Origin of the sequence: Tersicoccus mangrovi (assembly GCF_036881825.1) — a bacterium.
GTDB classification, from domain to species: domain Bacteria; phylum Actinomycetota; class Actinomycetes; order Actinomycetales; family Micrococcaceae; genus Tersicoccus; species Tersicoccus mangrovi.
On the sequence record NZ_JBAJMW010000003.1, the window covers coordinates 169,490 to 193,665 of the forward strand.

Genomic DNA, 24,176 nt, shown 5'->3' on the forward strand with positions numbered 1-24,176 from the left:
AGGCGGGCTGCGCTCAGACCGGCCGGTCCGTGGCGGACGGCGTCGCGGGGTCCGGCCGGCGCAGCGGGTGCTCGCCGTGCCGTTCCTGGGCCGCCCGCAGCGACTCCTGCACCCGGCGGCGGCGCTCGTCCTCGCGCTGGCGTCGCGCCTGGGAGAACAGGATCCCGCCGAGTCCGACGACGACGGCGCCGGCCATGATGAACGGCAACGCTGACTTCGATTCCTCACCCATGCGATCAGCGTAGTCGCGCACCCCGGCGGTGATCCCGGCAGGATGGGGTGAGAGTGACCGTCCACCGGCGAAAGGCATCATGAGCGCGACCCTCTACACCGCGGCGACCGTGCACACCCTGGCCGGCCCGGCCGCCGCCCCACCCGTCCGCGGCATCCTGGTCCAGGACGAGCGGGTGCTGGCCACCGGCGACCCCGCGGAGCTAGCGGCCCACGCCCCGGCGGGAACCCGCACCGTCGACCTGGGCGATGCCGTCGTCGTCCCCGGCCTGACGGACGCCCACGTGCACCTGACGCACCTGGCCGACGAGCTCGCCGGCGTCGACCTGCGCTCGGCCACCTCCGAGGAGGAGTGCCTGCGCCGGGTCGCCGGGCACGTCGGCACGCTGCCCCCGGGGACCTGGGTGTTCGGCGGATTCTGGAACATCAACGCGTGGGACACGCCGGAGCCACCGCACCGGCGAGGCCTCGACGCCGTGACCGGGGACCATCCCGTCGCGCTCGTCAGCTCGGACGCGCACACCATCTGGGCGAACAGCGCCGCCCTCACCGCCCTCGGCATCACCCGTGACACTCCGGACCCCGACGGTGGGGAGATCGTGCGCGACGCCGACGGGGAGGCGACCGGGGTGCTGCGCGAGTCGGCGGTCTTCCCCGTGCGCGCCCTGCAGGACGGCCCGGCCGGCGGCGATCCGGACGACCGCTTCGCGCGGGTGCAGCGGCACCTGCTCGCCCAGGGCCTGACCGGGGTGCACGACGTCGACGGCATGACGGTCCTGTCCTCGGCGCAGCGGCTGCGGGAGCGCGGCGAGCTCGATCTGCGGCTGGTCAAGCTGCTGCCCGTCGCCGCCCTGGACGAGCACATCGCCGCCGGCCGCCGCACCGGCGACGGTGACCCATGGATCCGGATCGGCCCGGTGAAGATCTTCGCCGACGGTGCCCTCGGGTCGCACACGTGCCTGATGAGCCACCCGTTCCCGGCCGGGGACCCGCGCGTCGTCGTCGAGCCGAGCGCCGCGCACGGCGTCGAGGTCACCGGTCCCGCGGCGCTGGACGCGCTGCTGGACCGGCTGATCGACAACGGCCTGGCCGCCGCGGTGCACGCGATCGGCGACCGCGCGAACACCCAGGTGCTCGACGCCCTCGCCCGCGCCGCGCACGCGAGCCGCACCGCGGGGCTGCGGCACCGGATCGAGCACGCCCAGTTCGTCCGGCGCGAGGACCTGCCCCGGCTCGCGCAGCTGGGCATCATCGCGTCGATGCAGCCGCAGCACTACGCCCCGGACCTGGCCCTGCGCACCCTCGTGCCGGACCCCGCGATCGCCGCGTACGCCTGGCGTTCCGTGCTCGACGCCGGGGCGACACTGGCGTTCGGCTCCGACGCCCCGGTGGAACCGCCCCGGCCGCTGCACGGGCTCGCCGCCGCGATCGCGCGCTGGGATCCGGACGGCGCCCCCGGTACGTGGCAGCCGGAGGAGCGCCTCACGGCCCGGCAGGCCCTCGCCGCCTACACGACAGGGGCGGCGGCGGCCTCCGGGGAGAACACCACCAAGGGAACCCTGGCGCCGGGCATGGTCGCCGACCTGACGGTGCTCGACGTCGACCCGCTCACCGCCCACCCGGAGGCGATCCGCGACGCCACGGTGCTCGCCACCGTCGTGGGCGGCCGCGTCCGGTACGAGGCCTGATCCGGCTCAGTCCAGGAGAGCGCCGACGGTGACGTCCAGTCGTGCCCGGAGCTCCCCCTCGAACTCCGGGCGGTAGAGCAGCTGCGCGGCGAGCCCCTGGGCGAGCGCGAGGATCGACCACGCCGCGATCTCGGGATCGACGTGCAGGGGGATCTCCCCCTCGGCCTGTGCCCGACCGATGAGCGAAGCGAGGAGCCCGCGCACCTGCGCGTCGCTCTGGGCGATCGCTCCGGCGATCCCCGGATCCGCGAGCGCCTGTTGCGCGAAGGCGTCTCCTCTTCGCTGCGCCGCACGGCGCTCGTCATCGAGCGGGAGGATCCCCAGCAGCAGGGAGACGAGCCAGGCCCGCAGGGTCGGCCGTCCGGGTTCCCCGGGGGGCAGCGGGGCGGCGTTCTCGCGCAGTCGGGCGAAGGACGCCGCGAGCATGCGCTCCTTGGAGGGAAACGCCTTCTGCACCGAGCCGAGCGAACAGGCCGCCTCGGCAGCGACCGACCGGAACGAGAGGGCCGGCATGCCGTCCCGTCCGATGATGCGCAGCGCCGCGTCCGCGAGTTCCTGCTGCCGCTCGGTCAGTTCCACGCCGTTCAGGATGCCACGGACGCGCGGAACAGTCGGCGCCACAGCACCGTCGCGACGGCCAGCATCACGAGGCAGGCGCCCGCGATCCCGGCCAGAGCGACGGCGGTGGTCGCGTTTCCTCCGACGAAGTTGGCGAAGTCCCACGCCGCGTGCCAGGCGATCACCGGCCATAGACTCGTGGTCAGGATCGCCACCTCGGCGGCGACGACGCCGAACAGCAGAGCGAACACCACCTGGAGAAGAGCGGCGGGGGCATCCGCACCGCCGGCGAGGTTCGCCAGGTGGAGCACGGCGAAGAGGATCGCACTGGCGACGACGGCCAGCCGCATCCCGCCGCGCCGCAGCATCGCGAGGATGATGCCGCGGAACCACACCTCCTCGTTGACCGCGACCGCGCAGACCAGCACCGCGTACGCCGCGATCACCGCACCGGCCACGTGGAGGCCCTGCGTGACCACCGCCATCAGAACGGTGGCCACCAGCGGAAGACCCCACCACACGGCTCGTCCGTTCCGTGGCATCCCGAATCCGGCCACCGGCGAGCTCCGACGCCGTCGCATCACCACCATGCCGATCGCGGCGGACACCGCGGCCCCGGCGGCGACGATCAGGGCCGCCGTGACGTCGTCGGCATTCAGGATCTGTGCGAACGCGGAGCCCGCGGCCGTCCAGAGCACCGGAATCAGAGCCAGGCCCACGCCCGTCAGAACGGTGCGTACCCGGGACACGACGGACCGCATCGCGTCCCCGTGCTCCGAGGTGGCCAGAAGAGCGGTCATGTCGACTCCTTTGTAGGATACGCTTGTATTCTTAGAATACGGTCGTATTCCAGAGGTGTCAACAGCCGGGCGCGGTATCGCCCCGATCACACGGCGTCCGATGCCTCCCGCTCGGGCGATAGACTGACCCGGCAAGCTCGCGGAGCGCCGGTCCGGCGTGAGACGGCACCCTCCAGCGAGCCGAAGTCCGGATTCCCCCTCAGCCGCAGGAGTCGCCCGCATGCAGCGGATCGTCGTCGAAGTCATGCCCAAGCCCGAGATCCTGGACCCGCAGGGCAAGGCCATCGTGAACGCCCTCCCCCGGATCGGCATCGAGACCTTCAGCGGCGTCCGGCAGGGCAAGCGGTTCGAGCTGACCGTCGACGGCGAGGTGACGGACGCCGACCTGGCTGCCGCCCGCGAAGCCGCCGAGACGCTCCTCTCCAACCCGGTGATCGAGGACGTCGTCTCCGTGTACGCGGTCGACGCCGCCGCGGACGCCACGCGATGAGCACCCCGACCGACCTGCCCCTGATCGGCGACTACGCCGCCGGCGGCCCGGTCCTGACGGACGCCCGCATCGGCGTCGTCACCTTCCCCGGCACCCTCGACGACCGGGACGCCGCCCGCGCGGTGCGCCTGGCCGGCGCCACCCCGGTGTCCCTGTTCCACGCGGATGCGGACCTGCAGGACGTCGACGCCGTCGTGCTGCCGGGCGGGTTCTCCTACGGGGACTACCTGCGGGCCGGCGCCATCGCCCGGTTCGCGCCGCTGATGGAGCGCCTCGTCGACGCCGCGAGCGGCTCCGGCTCCTCCGCCGGTGGTCCGCTGCCGGTGCTCGGCATCTGCAACGGCTTCCAGATGCTCACCGAGGCGCATCTGCTGCCCGGCTCGATGATCAAGAACGACCACCTGCACTTCATCTGCCGCGACCAGGCGCTGCGCGTCGAGAACACGGACACCGCCTGGACCGGCGCGTTCGAGGCCGGCCAGCGCATCGTCGTGCCCCTGAAGAACCAGGACGGCCAGTACGTCGCCGACGACGCCACCGTCGACGAGCTCGAGGGCGAGGGACGGGTCGTCTTCCGCTACCTCGACGTCAACCCCAACGGCTCGCGCCGCGACATCGCCGGCATCACCAACGCCGCCGGCAACGTCGTCGGCCTCATGCCCCACCCGGAGCACGCCGTGGAGGACGGGTACGGCCCGTCCCTGGACGGCCTCGGCCTGTTCACCTCCGTGCTCACCACGCTCGTCCATCGCTGAGGAAGACTTCACTCCCCCATGTCTGAAGACACCGCCGAGAACGTCACCGAGAACATCGCCGCGGCCCCCGGGACGAGTGCCCCGGACACCTCCCGCGCCTTCAACCTCGACACCGTCGAGCACGCCGCGACCACGCCGGACACCGAGCTGCCCTGGGCCGAACTGGGCCTGAAGGAGGACGAGTTCGCGCGGATCGGGGAGATCCTCGGCCGGCGACCCACCGCCGCCGAGCTCGCCATGTACTCGGTCATGTGGTCCGAGCACTGCTCCTACAAGTCCTCCAAGATCCACCTGCGCCAGTTCGGCGACAAGGTCACGGACGCCATGAAGGAGCACCTGCTCGTCGGCATCGGCGAGAACGCCGGCGTCGTGGACATCGGCGACGGCTGGGCGGTGACCTTCAAGGTCGAGTCCCACAACCACCCGTCGTTCGTCGAGCCCTACCAGGGCGCCGCGACCGGCGTCGGAGGCATCGTCCGCGACATCATCTCGATGGGCGCCCGCCCGGTGGCCGTGATGGACCCGCTGCGGTTCGGCGCCATCGACCACCCCGACACCGCCCGGCTGGTGCACGGCATCGTCGCCGGCATCGGCGGCTACGGCAACTCCCTCGGCCTGCCCAACATCGGCGGCGAGCTCGTGTTCGACCCGGTCTACCAGGGCAACCCGCTGGTCAACGCCCTGGCGGTCGGCGTGCTGCGGCACGAGGACATCCGGCTCGCCAACGCCTCGGGCACCGGCAACAAGGTCGTCCTCTTCGGCGCGCGGACCGGTGGCGACGGCATCGGCGGCGCCTCCGTGCTGGCGTCCGAGTCCTTCGAGGGCTCCGGCAAGCCGGCGAAACGGCCCGCCGTGCAGGTCGGCGACCCGTTCGCCGAGAAGGTGCTCATCGAGTGCTGCCTCGAGCTGTTCGCCGGCAGTGTCGTCGAGGGCATCCAGGACCTCGGCGCGGCCGGCATCTCGTGCGCCACGAGCGAGCTGGCGTCCAACGGCGACGGCGGCATGCACGTCGAGCTGACGAACGTGCTGCTGCGGGACCCGTCCCTGACGCCCGGCGAGATCCTGATGAGCGAATCACAGGAACGCATGATGGCCGTCGTCGCGCCCGAGAACGTCGCCGCGTTCGAGGCGATCATGGGCCGCTGGGCCGTCGAGTACTCCTGGCTCGGCGAGGTGACCGACACCGGCCGGCTCGTCATCGAGTGGGACGGCGAGGTCATCGTCGACGTCGACCCGCGCACCGTCGCCCACGAGGGCCCCGTCTACGACCGGCCGCAGGCCCGGCCGGACTGGCAGGACACCACGCAGGCGGACCGGTTCGCCGGCTCAGCCGCGGACGCGGACCGGCCCTCCGGCGCCGCCCTCGGCGACGCCGTCGTCGCGCTCATGTCCTCCCCCAACCTGTGTGCCCCGGACTGGGTCACCGACCAGTACGACCGCTACGTGCAGGGCAACACCGCGCTCGCGATGCCCGACGACGCCGGCGTGGTCCGCGTCGACGAGGGCACCGGGCTCGGCGTCGCGATCGCGACCGACGCCAACGGCCGGTACGCCTACCTCGACCCGTACGAGGGCGCGCGGCTGGCCCTGGCCGAGTCCTACCGCAACGTCGCCACGACGGGCGCGCGGCCGCTGGCCGTGACCGACTGCCTGAACTTCGGCTCACCCGAGGACCCGGCCGTCATGTGGCAGTTCGTCCAGGCGGTCACCGGGCTCTCCGACGCGTGCCGCGACCTCGGTGTGCCCGTGACCGGCGGCAACGTCTCGCTGTACAACCAGACCGGCGGCGTGCCGATCCACCCGACGCCCGTCGTCGGTGTCCTCGGCGTGTTCGACGACGTCGCCCGGCGCACCCCGTCCGGCTGGCGCGAGGACGGGCAGGCGATCTACCTGCTCGGCTCCACTCGCGACGAGCTCGACGGGTCGGCCTGGGCCGGCCTGCGCGGGCACCTGGGCGGGCGGCCCCCGGCGGTGGACCTGGCCGCGGAGAAGTCGCTGGCCGAGATCCTCATCAACGCCTCCCGTGACGGCATGGTCGACGCGGCGCACGACCTGTCCACCGGCGGCCTCGCGGCGGCCCTGTCCGAGTCGTGCCTGCGGTACGACGTCGGCGCGCGGGTCGGGCTGGACGAGGCGGCCGAGCGCGACGGCGTCGACGTGTTCACCCTCCTGTTCTCGGAGTCGCAGGGCCGGGCGCTCGTCGCCGTCCCGCGGTCCGAGGAGGTGCGGTTCACCGACATGTGCACCGCCCGCGGCTACCCGGCGATCCGGATCGGCGTCGTCGACTCCGTCGGCACCGGCTCGGACGAGGCCCCGGCCCCGTCGCTGGACGTGCAGGGCCACTTCTCCCTGCCGCTGGCGCAGCTGCGGGAGGCGTGGTCGGCCACCCTGCCGTCGCACTTCGCCTGAGCCCGTCTCCGTCCCTTTCCCACGTTGACTGGTCACTCCCCGGGCGTTTCCCGCTCTGTACTGAGCGGTAATGCCCATCGAGTGACCAGTCAACGGGTCGCGCGAAGCGGAGCGCGAGTTCAGCCACGCCAACCGCGGGCCACCAGCGCCTGCCTGACCGCGCGAACTGCCGCGTAGCCGGTGCCGAGCATGTCGGCGGCGGTGATCCGGACCTCGATCCATCCGGCTTCGGCAGCGCGCCGGGAGCGGCGGACGTCGTGCAGCATCTGCTCCTCGCCGCCGTGGTGCGCCCCTTCATACTCGACCGCGACCCGGTAGGTCTCGTTGGACAGGTCCGGCTGATGCAGACGTCGGCCGTCCCGATCACGGATGACCCGGTTGGCCTCGAAACGGGGCAATCCGGCGTCCTCCAGGCGCAGTCGTAGGCGCGTCTCCGGCGGCGAGTCGGCTCCGACACGGATCAGCGGCACAGCCGCGCGCGCGGTGACGATCCCACGCTTCTTCGGGTGCGCTCGAATCGTCCGTTCCAGGTCGTCGAGCGTCGCATACGGGTGCTCTCGGCCCTCCCACGCGAGTCGTGGCACCCGCACGAGGTGGTCTCCCACCACGACCATCGTCTCCACGCTGCGCGTCTGAGCCAGGTCGAGCCACGTGCGGACCCGGGACGTAAGCGGACCGACCGGCGTGACGACGACCTCATCCTCGCGCACCAGCGCTTGATGGACGACGACGCCCGGGCGCCGGACTCGAGCGGAGCCGAGGGGCACCAGCAGGTGGAGGCCACCGGGGCGAGGGGCGAGCGGGAAGCCCCACAGCTGCGCTGCCGACTCGTGCGAGACGACAGCACCGGTGACCGCGGTGAGCAGACCGGCCAGCTCGGCCAGCGCGGGGTCGTGGCCGGCCTGGACACGCAGTCCGCGGCCCGCGGTGCACCAGATCAGCCGCCGCATCTGGTCGTCGGTCAGGCCGGCTGCCCGGCCCTCGGCGACGGTGAAACTCGTCGAGCGGGCGATCGCCCCGGGAAGCGGCAACATCCCCTCATCCTGCGACGGCCGGTTCCTCCGCCGTCGTCGTTGTCCACATTTTTCCGATGACTGGTCACTTACCGGGTGTTCTTCGAATCAGCGCCGGGCAAAACGCCCATCTATTGACCACTCAGCGGAGGGGACGGAAGGATCGAACGATGGATGCACGCGATGTCTACCGCACGATCTTCGATTCGATCGCCGAGACGGTCGACCGCACCGTCGGCGGCCTGAGCGCCGATCAGGTCAACCAGCAGCCCCTCGGTGAGGCGAACTCGATCGCCTGGCTGATCTGGCACCTGACCCGGGTGCAGGACGACCACCTGGCCGACGCCTTCGACCACCGGCAGGTGTGGCCCCAGCGCTGGAGCACGGAGCTCGCCCTCGGGCTGCCGGAGGGCGATACCGGGTACGGGCACAGCGCCGACGAGGTGGCGCAGGTCCAGGTGACGTCGGTCGACCAGCTCATCGGCTACCACCGCGACGTCCACCGGCAGACCCTGGTCGATCTCGAGAGTCTGACCCCGGAGTCGCTCGACGAGGTCATCGACGAGCGGTGGGACCCGCCCGTCACCCGCGGCGTACGGCTGGCCAGCGTGGTCGGCGACTGCTACCAGCACCTCGGCCAGGCCGGCTTCGTCCGGGGTCTGCTCCCGCACCTCTGAGACAGACGTCCGTCCCCTCCCCCGGCCCGCGGGTGGAGAAGGGGACGGAGTCCGGCGCGGGTCAGTTGTTCGAGATGATGTGGGTCGCGTGGTCGTACGTGAACGTCACCGACCGGGCGGCGTCCAGGTGCAGCGCGATGTTGCCGCCGTTCGGCGCCCCACCGGACCCGTAGTTCTCGTCCCACTTCTTGTTCAGCGCGGCCTTGTACTCGTAGTCACCGGCGGGCAGCGTGACCGTCAGCTTCCACAGGCCCGTGGCCGGGTCCTTCGTCATCTGCGCCTGGTTGCACGCCGGATCCCAGTCCGCCGCGCAGCCGATCTCGGTGTCCAGCGACCCCGCGACCGCCACGTTCGTCGGCTCCGGTGTCTGCACCGGCCCCGTCGGCGCGGGCGTCACCGGCGTCGGGACGGTCCCCGCCGCGGCGGCGCTCGTCGAGACGTGGCCGGCGTTGTCCAGCACCAGCGCCCGGTACTCGATCGACGAACCCGGGGTCAGCGCGCTCGTGTCGTGGAACACCTGGTAGGGCGCGGTGTCGTCGGTGCCGATGTCGTGCCAGTCGCCACCGGGCGTGCGCGCCTGGAAGGTCACCTCGTAGAACGAGGAGCCCTGGACGTCGGCCCGCACATTGAGCCGGGTGTGGTCCGCCCCGGCCGTCTCGACGGCGCTGATCTGCGCCGACGGTGCGACGTGCGACGGGGGGATCCGGCCGTTCGACGCGTAGACCGTGGCCGAGAGGCCCGGCGCACCGACGCGCACCGTGCCGCCGCCGTCGCTGAACGCCAGCTTCGGGCCCGACCCGTAGATCCGGGTGAAGGAGCTGCGAGGCAGGAACGTCGTGACCGGCGCGGTCTTCGCCGTCGTCGCGTTGTTGAGCACGACGACGTACTCGCGCTGCGTCGCCCGGTCGATCCGGGAGAACGCGTAGATGCCCGGACCCGAGTCGGCATACCGGTTCTGGTGGGCGCCGTTGCGCAGCGCCGGGTACTTCCTGGTCAGCGCCGACAGCTCCGCGATCGAGCGGTAGAGCGGGTGCGTCGTGACGTAGTTGTCGGTCGCGTGCGTCGCCGTCGTGCCGATCAGGTCGTCCGTCAGGTACTCGGGCACCTTCGAGGCGAACATCGTCTGCCGTGCGGACTGGTCGCCACCCGGGCCGGTGAAGCCCTGCTCGTCGCCGTAGTAGACCACCGGGTTGCCGCGGGAGAAGTACATCAACTCGTGCGCGAGCCGGTCCTTGGCCAGCCACACGCCGTCGCCGGCGCCGGCGTTGTCGGCCTCGATGAACGAGCCGATGCGGCCCATGTCGTGGTTCCCGAGGAACGTCGGCAGCTGGTAGACGTTCGAGTCCGCGTCCGTGTACCAGTCGTCACCGGCGAAGAACGCCTTCAGGTCCGCCGCCGACGTGCCCTTCGACGCGTAGTTCCGGGCAGCGTCCTGGAACGGGAAGTCGAGGACCGACTGCATCTTGTTGGTCGTCGTGTACCGGCTGGTGAAGTCGCGGGTCGTGTCGTAGACCTCGCCGAACATGAAGAACTGGCTCTTGCCGGCCTCGTGGGCGAACTGGAGCACCTGTGGCCCGAACTTCTGCCAGAACTCGTCGTTGACGTGCTTCATCGTGTCGATGCGGAAGCCGTCGACGCCGAAGTCCTTGATCCACTTCTCGTAGATGCTGATCATCCCGTCGACCACCTGCGGCTTCTCCGTGAACAGGTCGTCGAGGCCGGAGAAGTCACCGTACGTGGAGTTCTCGCCCTGGTAGGTCGTGTTGCCGCGGTTGTGGTAGTTCGTGACGTCGTTGAGCCAGTCCGGCACCTTCAGGTGCGTGTCCGCGGGATCGAGGATCGGGACGTACGGGAAGGAGACCTTCGGGTCCAGTGCCGGGAAGGTGTCGGTGCCCGCGTAGGTCTTGTCGTCGAAGGCGGTGCCGTTGGCGTCCTTGTAGGGAAACAGCGCCTTGGTGATGTAGTCCGGCCGGGGCTTCGGGGCGTACTTGATGACGTCGGCCGTGTGGTTGGTGATGATGTCGAAGTAGACCTTCATGCCGCGCTGGTGGGCGGCGGCGATGAGCGTCTTCAGGTCGTCGTTGGTGCCCAGGTGCGGGTCGATCCGCGTGAAGTCCGTGATCCAGTACCCGTGGTAGCCGGCCGACGGGCCGTCCTCGAGCTGCACCGCCTTGTTCTTGAAGCTCGGCGTCAACCAGATGGCCGTCGTGCCGAGCCCCTTGATGTAGTCGACCTTCGACGTCAGGCCCTTGAGGTCGCCGCCGTTGTAGAACCCCTTGTTCGTCGGGTCGAAGCCCGAGACCAGCCGGTCGGTGCCCAGGCCGCCGGTGTCGTTGGCCTTCGTCCCGTTGGCGAACCGGTCCGCCATCACGAAGTAGAAGTTCTCGTTGGTGACGGGGGCCCGCAGGGAGTGCCCGGCGAGGTCGGACGGCGACGGCGGCGGAGCGGCCTGCGCGGCCGTCCCGCCCAGCAGCGTCGTCGCGGTCAGCGCCGTCGTGAGCGCGGCCGCGAGGGCAGCGCGAGACAGGCGTGGAGAGAGCAGGGGTCGTGGGAGCACGCGGAACCTCCGAGGGGTGAGACCAGAGTGATGATGCCCCAGCGTGACCTGTCTCACAGGAAGTGTCAATCGCCCTGTCCGCCATGACACCGCCGATACACTGCGGCTGTGGATCTGTCGGTCGTCAACCTCAACGCGCTGCCGCTGGGTTGGGCGATCGCGGTTGCCGCCCTCGAGTTCGTCATCCGCATCGCGGTGCTCGGCATCGTGCCGCACAAGCGCCGTCCCTCCGTGGCCCTGGGCTGGCTGCTGGCGATCTACCTCATCCCGTTCGTCGGGCTGATCCTCTTCCTCCTGCTCGGCAGCTACCGGTTGCCGAAGGCACGCCGGGAGAAGCAGCGCGAGATGAACCGGCTGATCCGGCAGAACTCCCCGACCGAGGCGGTGATCGGTGAGGGCCACCCGATGCCCGTCTGGGTCCGCTCGGCCGCCGTCCTGAACGACCGGCTCGGCGCCCTGCCGATGATCGGCGGCAACGAGCTGACCCTGCTGGACGGGTACGACACCGCGTACACCGCCATGGCGGAGGAGATCCGGCACGCGAAACGGTACGTGCACGTGGAGTTCTACATCGCCGCCGACGACGCGACCACCGCTCCCCTGCTGGACGCGCTCGACGAGGCCGTCGCCCGCGGGGTCACGGTCCGCTTCCTCCTGGACCACCTCGGCTCCGCCGGTTACCCGGGCTACCCCGAGCTCGTGCGCCGGCTCGACGCGTCCGGCATCCAGTGGGCCCGCATGCTGCCGTTCCGGCCGTGGAAGCTCGAGTACACGCGGCCGGACCTGCGCAACCACCGCAAGATCGTCGTCATCGACGGCGACGTCGCGTTCACCGGGTCGCAGAACTGCATCGACCGCTCCTACAACAAGCGCCGCAACCGCCGCCGGGGCCTGCAGTGGGAGGACCTGTGGCTGCGCGGCATCGGGCCCGTCGTGGACGCCCTCAACGCCCTCTTCGTGACCGACTGGTACTCGGAGACGGACGAGCTGCTCATCCACGAGGCGCAGGACGCGCTGCCGACCGAGGCGTCGGGCGGGCTGATGACCCAGGTGGTCCCCTCCGGTCCGGGGTTCGAGAACGAGAACAACCTGCGGATGATCAACACGGTGCTCTACCACGCGCTCGACCGGGTCGACATCGTCAGCCCGTACTTCGTGCCGGACGAGTCCTCGCTGTCCGCGGTGACGAGCGCCGCCCAGCGCGGGGTGCGGATCAACCTGTACGTCAGCGAGATCAGCGACCAGTTCTTCGTCTACCACGCGCAGCGCTCGTACTACGAGGAACTGCTCGAAGCCGGGGTCTGCATCTATCTGTACCGGTCGCCGACCATCCTGCACACCAAGGCCATCGTGATCGACGACGCGGTGGCCGTCGTCGGCTCCTCGAACATGGACATGCGCTCGTTCGCCCTCAACCTCGAGGTCTCCACCCTCGTGCACGGCAAGGACTTCGTGAGCGCCCTCGACGCCGTCGTCGCCCGGTACCGCGAGAACAGCTCCACTCTGGATCTCGACGAGTGGCGGAACCGCCCGCTCGCCGTGAAGTTCCTCGACAACGTCTGCCGGCTCACCAGCGCCCTGATGTGAGGGCGGGCGTGCCCGCTGGCGCGTCGACTATTCGATTTCTGGGCTCTACCGCGCGGGAGAGCCCAGAAATCGAATAGTCGACGAGTGGAATCAGCGCCCCTGCTGGTCCGCGACCGCCCGGGCGATCCCGTCGACCGACGACTCGTCCTGCAGGCTCGTCGTGTCCCCCAGCGTCGTGCCCTCCCAGAGCTGGGTCAGCAGGCGCCGCATGATCTTCCCCGAGCGGGTCTTGGGCAGGTCCGGGACGGCGACGACGATCTTCGGCTTGGCGATCGGTCCGATCACCGCGCCGACGTGCGCCCGCAACTCGTCGGCGTCGACCGCGGACCCCGCCCGCAGCACGACGAACGCGGCGACCGCGTGCCCCGTGAGCGGGTCGCCGATGGGCGCGCAGCCCGCCTCGATCACGTCCGGGTGGGTCACGAGCGCCGACTCGATCTCGATCGTCGAGAGCCGGTGCCCCGAGATGTTGATGACGTCGTCCACCCGGCCGAGGATCCAGATGTCGCCGTCCTCGTCGTACCGGCCGCCGTCGCCGGCGAAGAACCAGCCCCGGTCGGCGTACTGGCGCCAGTAGGAGTCGGCGTAGCGCTGCGGGTCCTTCCACACGGTGCGCGCGATCGACGGGCCGATCGCGTCGACGACGACGAAGCCCTGCGCGCCGGGGGCGGACCGGTTGCCGTCCTCGTCGACCACGGACGCGTTGACGCCGGGCAGGGCGCGGGTCGCGCACCCGGGCTTGGGGCCGCCGGGCTCGCCGTCCTCCCGGTCGAACGCGGCGTCGTGCGGCCGGGGCGAGAGGATGGTCGATCCGGTCTCGGACTGCCACCACGTGTCGATCACCGACGCGGCGCCGCCGCCGATGTGCTGCCGGAACCACCGCCACGCCTCGGGATTGGTGGCCTCGCCGACCGTGCCGATCAGGCGTACCGAGTCGAGGTTGTAGGTGGCCGGGACGCCGTCGGGGAAGGCGCCCATCAGGGAGCGGACGAGGGTCGGCGCCGTGTAGTAGTTCGTGACGCCGTACCGCTCGATGATCTCCGGGTGTCGCCCGAAGTGCGGGGTGTTGGGGGTGCCCTCGTAGATCACCTCGGTGACGCCGTTGACCAGCGGCCCGTAGATCTCGTACGTGTGGGCGGTGACCCAGGCCAGGTCCGCGGTGCACCAGTGCACGGTGGCGTCCCGCCGCACGGGATCGACGGCGGTGGAGAGCTCGTCGACCCTCCTCTCCCCGGCTGCACCGACCGCCGCAGGCAGCAGGTCGAACAGCAGCGCGTGCGTGTAGGCGGTCTGCACGAGGTAGCCGCCCATCGTGTGCACGAGGCCCTTCGGACGGCCCGTGGTCCCGGAGGTGTACATGATGAACAGCGGGGACTCGGCGTCGAAGGCGATCGGGGTGTGGGTGTCCGGCACGGTGGCCAGCAGCTCGTGCCACCACACGTCCCGGCCCTCGGTCCACGGCACGGCGCTCTCGGCGGTCGACCGGGCGCCGCGCGCGCCGATCGGGACGACGCCGGGTCGACCGCTCGCGGCGCCGGGCTTGGCGGTGCGGCGCACGACGACGACGTGCTCGATGTTGTTGGTGCCGCTGACGGCGGCGTCGGCGAATCCCTTGACCGGGACGGCGGCGCCGCGCCGGTACTGCCCGTCGGACGTGACGAGCACCTTCGCCCCGGTGTCCTCGACACGGAAGCGCAGCGCCTCGGCCGAGAACCCGCCGAACACGAGGGAGTGGACGGCGCCGATGCGGGCGCACGCCAGGGTGATGATGACGGTCTCGGGGATGACGGGCAGGTAGATGACCACCCGGTCCCCCGCGACGACGCCGAGCTTCTCGAGCGCGTTGGCGGCGCGGCTGACCTCCCGCTGCAGGTCCGCGTACGTGTAGGTGTGCCGGTCGCCGGGCTCGCCCTCGAAGTGCAGGGCGACGTGGCCGCCGCGGCCGGCCTCGACGTGCCGGTCGACGCAGTTGTACGCCACGTTCAGCTTGCCGCCGGCGAACCACTCGATGACCGGCGGGGCGTAGACCGGCTCGCCGTCGTCCGTCACCTGTCCAGCAACGGCGGCCGCCGGCTCGAACCGGTGCGCCGTGTGCCACGGCTGAGCCCAGTCCAGCCGCTGCGCCTGCCGCTCCCAGAACGCGACGCGTGCCTCGTCGCCCTCGTGGGCGGGGTTGACGACGTCCCCGCGTCGTTCGTCCTCGGCGGTCAGGCCGGTCCGCACCCCGTCGTCCATCTCGATCACTCCGTCCGTCATGCCCATGTCCGTTCCGCTGCCCGCTGCGCGAGGCCCAGCACCGCGTCGGTCACCTTGCCGAGGATCGCGAGCAGCACGATCGCCAGCAGCAGCCGGTCCGTCCGTCCATTGTTCTGCGAATCGATGAGCAGGAAGCCCAGGCCCATCGAGGAGGCGAGCAACTCGGCCGCGACGAGGAACAGCCATGCCTGGGCCAGCGCGAGCCGCAGCCCCGAGACGACGGCGGGCAGGATCGCGGGCAGCTGCACGGTCAGCAGCAGCCGCACACCGCCGTAGCCGAAGGCCCGGCCTGCCTCGACCAGGTGGGGGTCGACGTGGCGGAGGGCGAGCGCGACCGTCGTGTAGACGGGGAAGAACGCGCCGATGGCGATGAGCAGGACCTTGGAGTTCTCACCGATGCCGATCCAGAGCAGGAGCAACGGCACCCAGGCCAGCGACGGCACGGCCCGGAAGGCGCCGATGGTGGGCGCGAACAGCAGGGAGGACAGCCGGGACAGCCCGACGAGGGCGCCGGCGGCCAGGCCCACGACGGCCCCGAGGAGGAACCCGAGCAGGACGCGCTGCGTGGAGATCCACACGTGCGTGCCCAACTGCCCGCGGCGCAGCAGCTCCACGCCGGCGGCCAGGACATCGGCCGGCGGGGGCAGCTGCACGGGCGTGAACACGCCGAGGGCGGTGGTCACCTGCCACAGGGCGAGCAGCAGGAGGGGGACGACGAGGCCGGCGGCCCAGCGCAGGCCGCGCGGGATCCGGCGGCGGCCGGGGGTTGACGCCCCGCGCGCCGCCGGGCCCGCTGTGGAGGCCGCCGTGGGGGCGTCGACCCGGGTGTCGGGGACGGGCGAACTCACTTGGTGGTCACCGCCGAGGGATCGGCCTTGGTGACCAGCTCGTCGTCGAGCAGGGCGTTCAGGGCGGCGTCGACGGTGCCGGCGTCCTTGACGTCGCCGGAGTCGACGATGATCTTCCCGACCTTCTGCAGCACGGCCCGCTGCTTCGCACCCGGTGCCGGGTCGACGCCGAGGTTGGTGCGGGCGATCACCTGGGTGGCGACGGTCTTGTCGATGCTCGCGACGTCGGCGAGGATCGCCGCGGTCTCCGCGGTGTGTCCCTTGGCCCACGCCCGGGCCGCCTCGTACGTGTTCACGACGGTCTGGGCGATCTCGGGCTGGCTCTTGAGGAAGTCCTCGCGGGCGTTGAGGAACCCGTAGGTGTTGAAGGCGACGTTGCGGTAGAAGAGCTTGTCGCCGTTCTTCTGGGCCGCGGCCATGATCGGGTCAAGACCGGCCCAGGCCTGCACGGATCCGTTGTCCAGCGCCGTGCGGCCGTCGGCGTGCTGCAGGTTCTGCACGGTGATGTCCGACGCCTTGAGGCCGTTGGCGGCGAGCGCCTGCAGCAGGAAGAAGTAGGGGTCGGTGCCCTTGGTCGCGGCCACGGACTTGCCCTTCAGGTCGGCCACCGAGGTGATGCCGGTCTTCGGGGTGGTCACGAGCGCGGACCACTCGGGCTGCGAGTAGATGTCGACGGTGCGGATGGGCGAGCCGTTGGCGCGGGCGAGCAGCGCGGCCGAGCCGGCGGTGGATCCGACGTCGATGGCACCCGAGCGCAGCGCCTCGTTGGCCTTGTTCGAGCCCGCGGACTGCACCCAGGTGACGGTCACGCCCTTCTCCTTCAGCGCCGCCTCGAGCCAGCCCTTCTGCTTGATCACGAGGGAGAGCGGGTTGTACGTGGCGAAGTCGATGGTCAGGGTCTTGCCGTTGCCACCCCCGCCCGCGGCGGCTGCGGTCGACGAGCCGGAGCCCTCGCCGGCGCACCCGGTCAGGGTCAGGGTCGCGGCGGTGACGACGGCGACGGCGGTGAGGGCGGAGCGGACGAGACGGGCAGGGCGGCGGGCCATGGTGATCCTCTGGAGGTCGAGACGGACGACGTGATGGTACGGAGAAGAAGGGACAGGTGGAGCGAAACAGAACAGGGTCGAACGGGAGGGGTGCGCACACGGTCGCGCCACGGGCGCAGGCCGCGGCGCTGCGGGACCGCGCAGCTCGCCGGCTCGCTGATCCGGTGGACCGGCGGGCGGTCAGTGGGCGTCGACGCCGAGCGCGGTGAACAGGTCGGCGCGCATGCGCGCCAGATCGGCCGAGCCACGGTCCCGAGGTCGCGACCCCGGCACGGTGTGCACGGAGCGCACGCCCGCGGGCGCCCGACCGGGTGCTCCCACACCGACCTGACCGGTGCTGCCGCCGTCGGTCGAGCCGAGGAGGACGACGCGGTCGGCGAGCTGGAGCGCCTCGTCGACGTCGTGGGTGACGAGCAGGATGGTCGCCGGGGAGGCGTCGTGCACGGAGAGCAGGAGGTCCTGCATCTTCAGGCGGGTGAGGGCGTCGAGGGCGCCGAACGGCTCGTCGAGCAGGAGCACCTGCGGGTCGCGTGCCAGCGCTCGGGCGAGGGAGGCGCGCTGCGCCATGCCGCCGGAGACGGCCCGCGGGCGGTGACCGGCGAATCCGGACAGGCCCACGAGGGCCAGCAGCTCGTCGATGCGGGCGTCCTGCGCAGCGGTCCGGCGGCGGCCGGTGCGGGGCAGCCCGAGCGCGACGTTCTCCCGCAGCGTGCGCCACGGCAGCAGGCGCGGTTCCTGGAAGGCGACCGCGCAGCGCGGGTCCCAGGGGCGCACCGGGGCGTCGCCGATGACGACGGACCCGGCACTCGGGGCGTCCAGCCCGGCGGCGAGGCGCAGCAGGGTCGACTTGCCGCAGCCGCTCGGGCCGAGCACCGCGATCACCTCACCGGGCGCCACCTCCAGGTGGACACCGGCGAGGACGTCGTGCGGGCCGAAGCTGCGGCCGACCCCGTCGAAGGTGATGCCGGCGTCCCCGTCGCTCCAGAAGTGCGGGGAGTCCGCCGGGTCGGCCACCCCGGAGGCGGCATGGCGCGCGGGCGAGAACAGAGACACGTGAGATCAACTCCATCGATCCTGGCGGTAGCACCCTTCCGACGGATCGGTGGGTTGCTGCGGCGTCGACGAGCCAGATCTCTCGGCCGCTCGGGATGGTATGCCGCCACTGTAACGGCACGACGGGGCCGTCCGGCAAGTCGGTCGGCGGCGGGACCGCCACGGCGCGTCACACTCGACCCCCACCGCCGACTCGATCGACGAGCCGGCGGGAACAGGGGCGGAGAATGAAGCCATGAGCCACCGGAACGACCCCGAGACGATCCGCCGCCTGCTCACGACGCCCGGGCGCTGGGCCGTCGTCGGCCTGAGCGAGAACCCACGCCGGGTGGCGCCCCGCATCGCGGCGATGCTGCGGGACCACCTCGGCATGCGCATCCTGCCGGTCAACCCGCGCGGGGAGGCGGCCCTGGGGGAACCGGGACACCGCACGCTGGCCGACGCCGTGCAGGCCGGCGGTCCCGTCGACGTCGTCGACTGCTTCGTCAACTCGACGAAGGTCGGTGCCGTGGTGGATCAGGCCATCGCCGTCGGCGCGGGCGCCGTGTGGCTGCAGCTCGGCGTGGTCGACGAGGACGCCGCCGCCCGGGCCGCCGCGGCCGGGCTCGACGTCGTGATGGACACCTGCCCCGCGATCGAGGCGCCCCGCTTCGGCCTGTAGACGAAGCCCGAGGTCGCTCCCGCGAGTTCACGCCGGGACGTGACGCCGCATGGCGGACACGGGTTGATCCGCCCGACGACGGCGGAGCACAATGGCAGCACCATCCCGAGCGGCCGAGAGATCTGGATCGATGACGCCGCAGCAACCGTGGTCGAAGAAACCGCTGACCACACGGTGCTACCGCCAGAAGCGATGGAAGAGAGCGCACAGCAATCTTTGAGCATCGGCCAGGGCCGTCCCCTGTCCGGCTGCGCATTGCCGGGACCCGCGAGCGGTACGTCAGTGAAGGAAGCCCGATGAGCAGCATCGACGAGCGAGTCAATCTCGCCGAGCCCCTCAAGTTCGCGTACTGGGTGCCGAACGTCTCCGGCGGCCTCGTCGTCTCCACGATCGAGCAGCGCACGAGCTGGGACTTCGACTACAACAAGAAGCTGGCCCGGATCGCCGAGGACGCCGGCTTCGAGTACGCCCTCTCGCAGACCCGGTACGCCGCCAGCTACGGCGCGGACAAGCAGCACGAGGCGACGTCGTTCTCCCTCGCCCTGCTCGCCGCGACCGAGAAGCTCAAGGTGATCGCCGCCGTGCACCCGGGCATGTGGCACCCCGGCGTGCTGGCGAAGTACATCATCACCGCCGACCACATCTCGAACGGCCGGGCCGCCGTGAACATCGTCTCCGGCTGGCTGCGTGCCGAGTTCGACGGGTTCGGGCTGCCCTGGCTCGAGCACGACGAGCGGTACGCCCGCACCGAGGAGTTCATCTCGATCCTGCGGGGGCTGTGGACCGAGCAGGACTTCTCGTTCCACGGGACGTACTACGACATCTCCGACTTCACGCTCTCCCCCGCCCCGGTCGACGTGCCCGGCCGCGCCCACCCGGACGTCTTCTTCGGCGGCAACTCGACCGCCGCGCGGATCGCCGCGGGCCACGTCGCCGACTGGTACTTCTCCAACGGCAAGGACTTCGACGGGTTCGACGAGCAGTTCAACGACGTGCACGCCTCGGCCGCCGCGATCGGCCGGACGGCCCCACGCTTCGGGCTCAACGGGTTCGTCATCGCCCGGGACAGCGAGAAGGAGGCCCGGGACACGCTGCGGGAGATCGTCGAGAAGGCGCACCGGCCCGCCGTCGAGGGCTTCCACGACGCCGTCCAGGAGGCCGGCCCGGCCACCAAGGACGGCAAGGGCATGTGGGCGGACTCCTCGTTCGAGGACCTCGTCCAGTACAACGACGGATTCCGCACCCAGCTGATCGGCACTCCCGAGCAGATCGCGGAGCGCATCGTCGCCTACAAGCAGCACGGCGTGAACCTGCTGCTGACCTGCTACCTGCACTTCCAGGAGGAGGTCGCCGCGTTCGGCCGGGACATCCTGCCGATCGTGCGTGAACTCGAGGCCGACCTGGCCCGCAAGCACGGCGTCGAGCTCGGGGACCCCGAGCTGACCGCCACGACGACAGGAGGACGCTGACCCATGGCCGACCACCGTTTCGGATTCCGCACCCGCGCGCTGCACGCGGGTGGCACCCCCGACGCCGAACAGGGCGCCCGGGCAGTCCCCATCTACCAGACGACGTCGTTCGTGTTCAAGGACACCGCCGACGCCGCCAACCTCTTCGCGCTGCAGAAGTACGGCAACATCTACTCGCGGATCGGCAACCCGACGGTCGCCGCGTTCGAGGAGCGGATCGCGTCCCTGGAAGGCGGCATCGGCGCCGTCGCCACGTCCTCGGGCATGGCCGCCGAGTTCATCACGTTCGCGGCGCTGACCGGGGCGGGCGACCACATCGTCGCGTCCTCCCAGCTCTACGGCGGCACGGTCACGCAGCTCGACGTGACGCTGCGCCGCTTCGGGGTCGAGACGACGTTCGTCTCCGGCACCGACCCGGCCGACTACGCCGCCGCGATCCGGCCCGAGACCAGGGCCGTCTACACCGAGGTCGTCGCCAACCCGTCCGGCGAGGTCGCGGACCTGGCCGGACTCGCCGCGGTGGCCCACCAGGCCGGCGTGCCGTTCGTCGTCGACGCGACCCTGTCCACCCCGTACCTGATCCGCCCGCTCGAGCACGGCGCCGATATCGTCATCCACTCGGCGACCAAGTTCCTCGGCGGCCACGGCACGACCCTCGGCGGCGTCGTCGTCGAGTCGGGCCGGTTCGACTGGGGCAACGGGAAGTTCCCGGTCATGACGGAGCCGGTCCCCTCCTACGGCAACGTCTCGTGGTGGGGCAACTTCGGCGAATACGGCTTCCTGACCAAGCTGCGCTCCGAGCAGCTGCGCGACATCGGCCCGTCCCTGTCCGCGCAGTCCGCGTTCCAGCTGCTGCAGGGCGTCGAGACGCTGCCCCAGCGCATGGACGCGCACTTGGCGAACGCCCGAGCGGTCGCCGAGTGGCTGGATGCCGACGAGCGGGTCTCCTACGTCAACTGGGCCGGCCTCCCGTCCCACCCGCACCACGAGCGGGCCGAGCGCTACCTCCCGCTCGGCCCCGGCTCGGTGTTCAGCTTCGGCGTCCGCGGTGGCCGGGCGACCGGTGAGCGGTTCATCGAGGCGCTGCAGCTGGCCAGCCACCTGGCCAACGTCGGCGACTCCCGCACGCTCGTGCTGCACCCGGGCTCGACGACCCACCGGCAGCTGACCGCGGAGCAGCTCGCCGCGGGCGGTGTCAACGAGGACCTGATCCGCATCTCGGTGGGCCTCGAGGACGTCGAGGACATCCTGTGGGATCTCGACCAGGCGCTCACCGCGGCCCAGCAGGTCGCGGAGGAGTCCGGCGAGCTGGAGGAGAACGACGACACGTTCGTCACGCCGGAGGCCGGCGCGGCCGACGACGAGGCGTCACGCGAGATCGGAGCACGCGCATGAGCACCACGACCAGCTCGAACACCAGCGGAACCGAACAGCAGGACGGCCGCACCTGGGTCGGCCCCACCGCGCCCGAGCGGCTGTCCATCCTGCGCGACGCGAAGGTCGTCGCCATCGTCGGCGCCTCGGACAAGCCGTCCCGCGCGTCCTACTTCGTCGCCACCTACCTGCTCTCCTCCTCGCCGTACCGGGTGTACTTCGTCAACCCGGTCGCGAAGGAGATCCTGGGGCAGCCGGTGTACGCGTCCCTGGCGGACCTGCCGGAGAAGCCGGACATCGTCGACGTCTTCCGCAAGCACGACGACCTGCCCGGGGTGCTCTCCGAGGCGATCGATGCCGGCGCGAGCACGATCTGGCTGCAGCTGGGCTCGTGGCACGAGGGCGTGGCCGCCGACGCCGAGGCCGCCGGGCTGAACGTCGTGATGGACCGGTGCGTGAAGATCGAGCACGCGCGGTTCCACGGCGGCCTGCACCTGGCCGGCTTCGACACCGGGGTGATCTCCTCGAAGCGTCAGGTCGTGGCCTGAGAGCCCGTCGCCACCCGGACGCATCACCGACCAGACAGCGTCAGGTGTCGTCGCGAGCGGCCATGAACGTGTAGTCCCACACGCGGACGCCGGCGGCCTCGTCGGCGTCCGTGCTCTCGTGGTGGAGGGATCGCGCGCGGTCCAGGACCGCCTCGACGTCGTCGAACACCTGCCGGGCCTCCGCGGTGGTCAGCCGCAGCGCCCCGATGCTGATCTCGCCCCGCGGCTCGAGGTCGCGGCCCGCGGCACGCTCCTGAGCCCAGGCGGCCAACCGCGCCATCATGTCCTGCTGGTCGATCGTCACCTGGTGCAGGTAGGCGGCGAGGGAGCCCTCCTCCTCGGGGGCCAGCGGCTGCTGCGGACTGCCCGCCTGCCAGGACTGGTTCACCGCCTTCCACACCCGGTCCCGCCGGTCGCGGGCGAACTCCGGGGCCTCCTCGACGAAGCCGGCGTCGGCGAGCGCCCGCAGGTGGAAGCTCACGGCGTTCGCGGGGACGTCGAGCTGCCGCGCGAGGTCCGCGGCGCGGGCGTGGTCCACGGCACCGAGGACCGAGACGATCCGGCGGCGGACGGGATGCGCCATCGCCTTGAGCATCGGCGAGGTCATCACCGTGGGCACGAGGTCGGGAGCGCTGCGCGTCGGCTGATCGGCGTCCATGGGACCACTCTAGGGAAACCGGTCGCCGTACGCGCACGTCCGGTTGCGCACTAGCTATTGCGCAACTGACGTTGCGGATCTAGGCTGTCCGCCATGGCACGCGTTCGCCGAGGTTCCCACTCCCCTGATCCCGTCCCGCTGTGGCGCAACGCGGACTACCGCTGGTGGCTCGCGGCCGACACCTCACCGGCCCTCGGTCGCTCCCTGCTCACCCTCGCCGTGCCGCTGCTCGCCCTCGCGGTGACCGGCAGCCCCGCGCAGGCCGGCGTCGTCACCGCGGTCGGCGCGGTCGGCCGGGTGCTGGCGGTGCTGCCCGGCGGAGTACTGACGGACCGGCACGACCGGCGGGTCCTCATCCTCGCCGGCGCCGGGGTCGGCGTGGTGGTCGCCGCGACGCTCGCCGTCCTGCTCGCGTGCGGGCTGCTCGACTTCTGGCTCCTGACCTTGCTCAACCTCGTGCTTGCCGTGCGCAGCGGGCTCGTCGACGCGACCCCGAACGCCGCGCTTCCGTCGGTCGTCGACTCGTCCCGGCTGGGTTCCGCCGTCGCCGCGAACCAGGGGCGCGACGCCGTCGTGAGCCTGACGGGCGGCCCGATCGGCGGCGTGCTCATGGCCGTCGGGCACGCGGTGCCGTTCGTCGCCACGGCGATCCTCTACGCGGGTACCGCGGTCGCCGTGCTGCGGATCCGCGCCGACCTCCGACCCGGCGCCGGCGCCCCTGGGACGGCGGACGCCGCCTCGGTTCGGGACGAGGCGAGCGCCGAGCGGGTGCACGGCACCGACGAGCGCCCCGCGCACCCCGGCTGGTTGGCGGAGGCCTGGGCCGGGTTCGCCTGGCTGGCCGGCCGCCCGGAGCTGCGCGGGGTCATGGCCGTCTCCACGATCGTCAACCTCGGCATCGGTGCGGCGATGACCGCGGTCGTCTTCGGCCTGCAGCAGCGCGGCGAGTCACCCGCGACGATCGGCCTGACGTCGGCGTCCGTCGGCGCCGGGCTCCTGGTCGGGTCACTGGTGGCGCCGTTCCTCGTGCAGCGCGTGCCCACCGGTGTGCTGGCCGGGACCGGTCTGGTCGCCCTGGCGGGCGCGCTGGCGGTCCTGCCCTTCGTGCACGCCGTCCCGGCGGTGTGCGCCGCTCTGGCGGCCGGCATGGCGGCGGCGCCCGCGATCAACGCCGGGCTGCTCGGCTACTTCATGGTCGCCGTGCCGTCGCGGTTGCTCGGCCGGGCGTCCAGCGCCCTCGACCTCCTGGCGCTCGGCGCCGTTCCGCTGGCCCCGCTGCTCGCCGGCTTCGGCTACACCGCGTGGGGCTGGTCCGGTGTGCTCACGCTGTGCGCGGGGATCGGTGGGATCGCTGCCGTCCTCGCCCTCGCCAGCCGCGGCCTGCGCAGCCTGCCTTCCGCGCCGCGCTGGTCGGAACACGCCGCAGGCGCCGCGGCCGGCTGATCGATCGAAGGGCTCGGCCGGCGCTGCGGCGCCCCCGATGTTTAACGTGTAAGGC

Annotated in this window: 21 protein-coding genes and 2 riboswitches; of the genes, 11 read left to right on the top strand and 10 right to left on the bottom strand. The window is 71.6% G+C overall.

What is annotated here, in order from left to right:
* Positions 1 to 13: 13 nt before the first annotated feature.
* Positions 14 to 232 (bottom strand): hypothetical protein, encoded by a 219-nt coding sequence (locus tag V6N00_RS06870; RefSeq protein ID WP_334231337.1) that lies wholly within the window; start codon positions 230 to 232, stop codon positions 14 to 16.
* A 79-nt stretch (positions 233 to 311) separates the two neighbouring features.
* Between V6N00_RS06870 and V6N00_RS06875 the strand changes: the two genes are divergently transcribed.
* A complete protein-coding gene (locus V6N00_RS06875) occupies positions 312 to 1,919 on the top strand; it encodes an amidohydrolase (RefSeq protein ID WP_334231338.1) in 1,608 nt (535 codons plus the stop codon).
* A 6-nt stretch (positions 1,920 to 1,925) separates the two neighbouring features.
* Here V6N00_RS06875 and V6N00_RS06880 read toward each other — a convergent pair whose 3' ends face one another.
* Positions 1,926 to 2,498: a TetR/AcrR family transcriptional regulator gene (locus tag V6N00_RS06880; protein ID WP_334231339.1), complete on the bottom strand. Its 573-nt coding sequence runs from the start codon at positions 2,496 to 2,498 to the stop codon at positions 1,926 to 1,928.
* A gap of 5 nt (positions 2,499 to 2,503) precedes the next feature.
* On the bottom strand, positions 2,504 to 3,277 hold the full coding sequence (locus V6N00_RS06885) for a CPBP family intramembrane glutamic endopeptidase (RefSeq protein ID WP_334231340.1): 774 nt from the start codon (positions 3,275 to 3,277) through the stop codon (positions 2,504 to 2,506).
* A 220-nt stretch (positions 3,278 to 3,497) separates the two neighbouring features.
* Between V6N00_RS06885 and purS the strand changes: the two genes are divergently transcribed.
* From purS to purL, 3 genes are read left to right on the top strand one after another with little or no spacing between them, the layout of a single operon-like run.
* Positions 3,498 to 3,767, top strand: a complete 270-nt coding sequence (gene purS, locus V6N00_RS06890) for a phosphoribosylformylglycinamidine synthase subunit PurS (protein WP_334231341.1) — start codon at positions 3,498 to 3,500, stop codon at positions 3,765 to 3,767.
* Positions 3,764 to 4,522 carry a phosphoribosylformylglycinamidine synthase subunit PurQ gene (gene purQ, locus V6N00_RS06895; protein WP_334231342.1) on the top strand — a complete coding sequence of 253 codons (759 nt, stop codon included), beginning with the start codon at positions 3,764 to 3,766 and terminating at the stop codon, positions 4,520 to 4,522. The genes purS and purQ overlap by 4 nt, the downstream gene beginning before the upstream one ends.
* Before the next feature lie 18 nt (positions 4,523 to 4,540).
* On the top strand, positions 4,541 to 6,931 hold the full coding sequence (purL, locus tag V6N00_RS06900; protein ID WP_334231343.1) for a phosphoribosylformylglycinamidine synthase subunit PurL: 2,391 nt from the start codon (positions 4,541 to 4,543) through the stop codon (positions 6,929 to 6,931).
* 119 nt (positions 6,932 to 7,050) lie between these two features.
* On the opposite strand, the gene V6N00_RS06905 is transcribed toward purL, so the two are convergent.
* Positions 7,051 to 7,965: a hypothetical protein gene (locus V6N00_RS06905; RefSeq protein ID WP_334231344.1), complete on the bottom strand. Its 915-nt coding sequence runs from the start codon at positions 7,963 to 7,965 to the stop codon at positions 7,051 to 7,053.
* Between the two features lie 149 nt (positions 7,966 to 8,114).
* On the opposite strand from V6N00_RS06905, the gene V6N00_RS06910 reads away from it, so the two are divergent.
* Positions 8,115 to 8,621 carry a mycothiol transferase gene (locus V6N00_RS06910; RefSeq protein ID WP_334231345.1) on the top strand — a complete coding sequence of 169 codons (507 nt, stop codon included), beginning with the start codon at positions 8,115 to 8,117 and terminating at the stop codon, positions 8,619 to 8,621.
* 61 nt (positions 8,622 to 8,682) lie between these two features.
* Here V6N00_RS06910 and V6N00_RS06915 read toward each other — a convergent pair whose 3' ends face one another.
* Positions 8,683 to 11,178, bottom strand: a complete 2,496-nt coding sequence (locus V6N00_RS06915; RefSeq protein WP_334231346.1) for an alpha-amylase family glycosyl hydrolase — start codon at positions 11,176 to 11,178, stop codon at positions 8,683 to 8,685.
* A 114-nt stretch (positions 11,179 to 11,292) separates the two neighbouring features.
* On the opposite strand from V6N00_RS06915, the gene cls reads away from it, so the two are divergent.
* Positions 11,293 to 12,765, top strand: coding sequence for a cardiolipin synthase (gene cls / locus V6N00_RS06920; protein ID WP_416385051.1), 1,473 nt, complete (start codon positions 11,293 to 11,295; stop codon positions 12,763 to 12,765).
* 90 nt (positions 12,766 to 12,855) lie between these two features.
* On the opposite strand, the gene V6N00_RS06925 is transcribed toward cls, so the two are convergent.
* The 4 genes from V6N00_RS06925 to V6N00_RS06940 all read right to left on the bottom strand — a co-directional run bounded on the left by V6N00_RS06925 (position 12,856) and on the right by V6N00_RS06940 (position 17,968).
* Positions 12,856 to 15,000 (bottom strand): AMP-binding protein, encoded by a 2,145-nt coding sequence (locus V6N00_RS06925; protein ID WP_334231636.1) that lies wholly within the window; start codon positions 14,998 to 15,000, stop codon positions 12,856 to 12,858.
* Positions 15,001 to 15,017: 17 nt separating this feature from the next.
* Positions 15,018 to 15,869, bottom strand: a complete 852-nt coding sequence (locus tag V6N00_RS06930) for an ABC transporter permease (protein ID WP_334231348.1) — start codon at positions 15,867 to 15,869, stop codon at positions 15,018 to 15,020.
* Positions 15,866 to 16,915 (bottom strand): aliphatic sulfonate ABC transporter substrate-binding protein, encoded by a 1,050-nt coding sequence (locus V6N00_RS06935; RefSeq protein WP_334231349.1) that lies wholly within the window; start codon positions 16,913 to 16,915, stop codon positions 15,866 to 15,868. Before V6N00_RS06935 ends, V6N00_RS06930 begins: the two co-directional genes overlap by 4 nt.
* A gap of 180 nt (positions 16,916 to 17,095) precedes the next feature.
* The gene (locus V6N00_RS06940) at positions 17,096 to 17,968 is read right to left on the bottom strand and encodes an ABC transporter ATP-binding protein (RefSeq protein WP_416385042.1); all 873 of its coding nucleotides are present in this window, start codon (positions 17,966 to 17,968) and stop codon (positions 17,096 to 17,098) included.
* Between the two features lie 9 nt (positions 17,969 to 17,977).
* A riboswitch (SAM riboswitch) is annotated at positions 17,978 to 18,070 on the bottom strand.
* 133 nt (positions 18,071 to 18,203) lie between these two features.
* On the opposite strand from V6N00_RS06940, the gene V6N00_RS06945 reads away from it, so the two are divergent.
* From V6N00_RS06945 to V6N00_RS06960, 4 genes are all read left to right on the top strand, one after another.
* Complete coding sequence (locus V6N00_RS06945; protein WP_334231350.1) at positions 18,204 to 18,629, top strand: CoA-binding protein; 426 nt, start codon at positions 18,204 to 18,206, stop codon at positions 18,627 to 18,629.
* A gap of 97 nt (positions 18,630 to 18,726) precedes the next feature.
* Positions 18,727 to 18,828: riboswitch (SAM riboswitch) on the top strand.
* A gap of 97 nt (positions 18,829 to 18,925) precedes the next feature.
* A complete protein-coding gene (gene sfnG, locus V6N00_RS06950; RefSeq protein WP_334231351.1) occupies positions 18,926 to 20,098 on the top strand; it encodes a dimethylsulfone monooxygenase SfnG in 1,173 nt (390 codons plus the stop codon).
* 3 nt (positions 20,099 to 20,101) lie between these two features.
* Positions 20,102 to 21,493: an O-acetylhomoserine aminocarboxypropyltransferase/cysteine synthase family protein gene (locus tag V6N00_RS06955; protein WP_334231352.1), complete on the top strand. Its 1,392-nt coding sequence runs from the start codon at positions 20,102 to 20,104 to the stop codon at positions 21,491 to 21,493.
* Positions 21,490 to 22,020, top strand: coding sequence for a CoA-binding protein (locus V6N00_RS06960; protein WP_334231353.1), 531 nt, complete (start codon positions 21,490 to 21,492; stop codon positions 22,018 to 22,020). The genes V6N00_RS06955 and V6N00_RS06960 overlap by 4 nt, the downstream gene beginning before the upstream one ends.
* A 40-nt stretch (positions 22,021 to 22,060) precedes the next feature.
* Here V6N00_RS06960 and V6N00_RS06965 read toward each other — a convergent pair whose 3' ends face one another.
* Positions 22,061 to 22,678 carry a winged helix-turn-helix domain-containing protein gene (locus tag V6N00_RS06965; RefSeq protein ID WP_334231354.1) on the bottom strand — a complete coding sequence of 206 codons (618 nt, stop codon included), beginning with the start codon at positions 22,676 to 22,678 and terminating at the stop codon, positions 22,061 to 22,063.
* A gap of 93 nt (positions 22,679 to 22,771) precedes the next feature.
* Between V6N00_RS06965 and V6N00_RS06970 the strand changes: the two genes are divergently transcribed.
* A complete protein-coding gene (locus V6N00_RS06970; protein WP_334231355.1) occupies positions 22,772 to 24,121 on the top strand; it encodes an MFS transporter in 1,350 nt (449 codons plus the stop codon).
* Positions 24,122 to 24,176 lie beyond the last annotated feature (55 nt).

What these genes read in the sequence shown, in the direction of transcription:
- V6N00_RS06870 (WP_334231337.1), bottom strand. Translation starts at nt 232, where the DNA reads ATGGGTGAGGAATCGAAGTCAGCGTTGCCGTTCATCATGGCCGGCGCC.
- V6N00_RS06875 (WP_334231338.1), top strand. Translation starts at nt 312, where the DNA reads ATGAGCGCGACCCTCTACACCGCGGCGACCGTGCACACCCTGGCCGGC.
- V6N00_RS06885 (WP_334231340.1), bottom strand. Translation starts at nt 3,277, where the DNA reads ATGACCGCTCTTCTGGCCACCTCGGAGCACGGGGACGCGATGCGGTCC.
- purS (WP_334231341.1), top strand. Translation starts at nt 3,498, where the DNA reads ATGCAGCGGATCGTCGTCGAAGTCATGCCCAAGCCCGAGATCCTGGAC.
- purQ (WP_334231342.1), top strand. Translation starts at nt 3,764, where the DNA reads ATGAGCACCCCGACCGACCTGCCCCTGATCGGCGACTACGCCGCCGGC.
- purL (WP_334231343.1), top strand. Translation starts at nt 4,541, where the DNA reads ATGTCTGAAGACACCGCCGAGAACGTCACCGAGAACATCGCCGCGGCC.
- V6N00_RS06905 (WP_334231344.1), bottom strand. Translation starts at nt 7,965, where the DNA reads ATGTTGCCGCTTCCCGGGGCGATCGCCCGCTCGACGAGTTTCACCGTC.
- V6N00_RS06910 (WP_334231345.1), top strand. Translation starts at nt 8,115, where the DNA reads ATGGATGCACGCGATGTCTACCGCACGATCTTCGATTCGATCGCCGAG.
- V6N00_RS06925 (WP_334231636.1), bottom strand. Translation starts at nt 15,000, where the DNA reads ATGGACGACGGGGTGCGGACCGGCCTGACCGCCGAGGACGAACGACGC.
- V6N00_RS06935 (WP_334231349.1), bottom strand. Translation starts at nt 16,915, where the DNA reads ATGGCCCGCCGCCCTGCCCGTCTCGTCCGCTCCGCCCTCACCGCCGTC.
- V6N00_RS06945 (WP_334231350.1), top strand. Translation starts at nt 18,204, where the DNA reads ATGAGCCACCGGAACGACCCCGAGACGATCCGCCGCCTGCTCACGACG.
- sfnG (WP_334231351.1), top strand. Translation starts at nt 18,926, where the DNA reads ATGAGCAGCATCGACGAGCGAGTCAATCTCGCCGAGCCCCTCAAGTTC.
- V6N00_RS06955 (WP_334231352.1), top strand. Translation starts at nt 20,102, where the DNA reads ATGGCCGACCACCGTTTCGGATTCCGCACCCGCGCGCTGCACGCGGGT.
- V6N00_RS06960 (WP_334231353.1), top strand. Translation starts at nt 21,490, where the DNA reads ATGAGCACCACGACCAGCTCGAACACCAGCGGAACCGAACAGCAGGAC.
- V6N00_RS06965 (WP_334231354.1), bottom strand. Translation starts at nt 22,678, where the DNA reads ATGGACGCCGATCAGCCGACGCGCAGCGCTCCCGACCTCGTGCCCACG.
- V6N00_RS06970 (WP_334231355.1), top strand. Translation starts at nt 22,772, where the DNA reads ATGGCACGCGTTCGCCGAGGTTCCCACTCCCCTGATCCCGTCCCGCTG.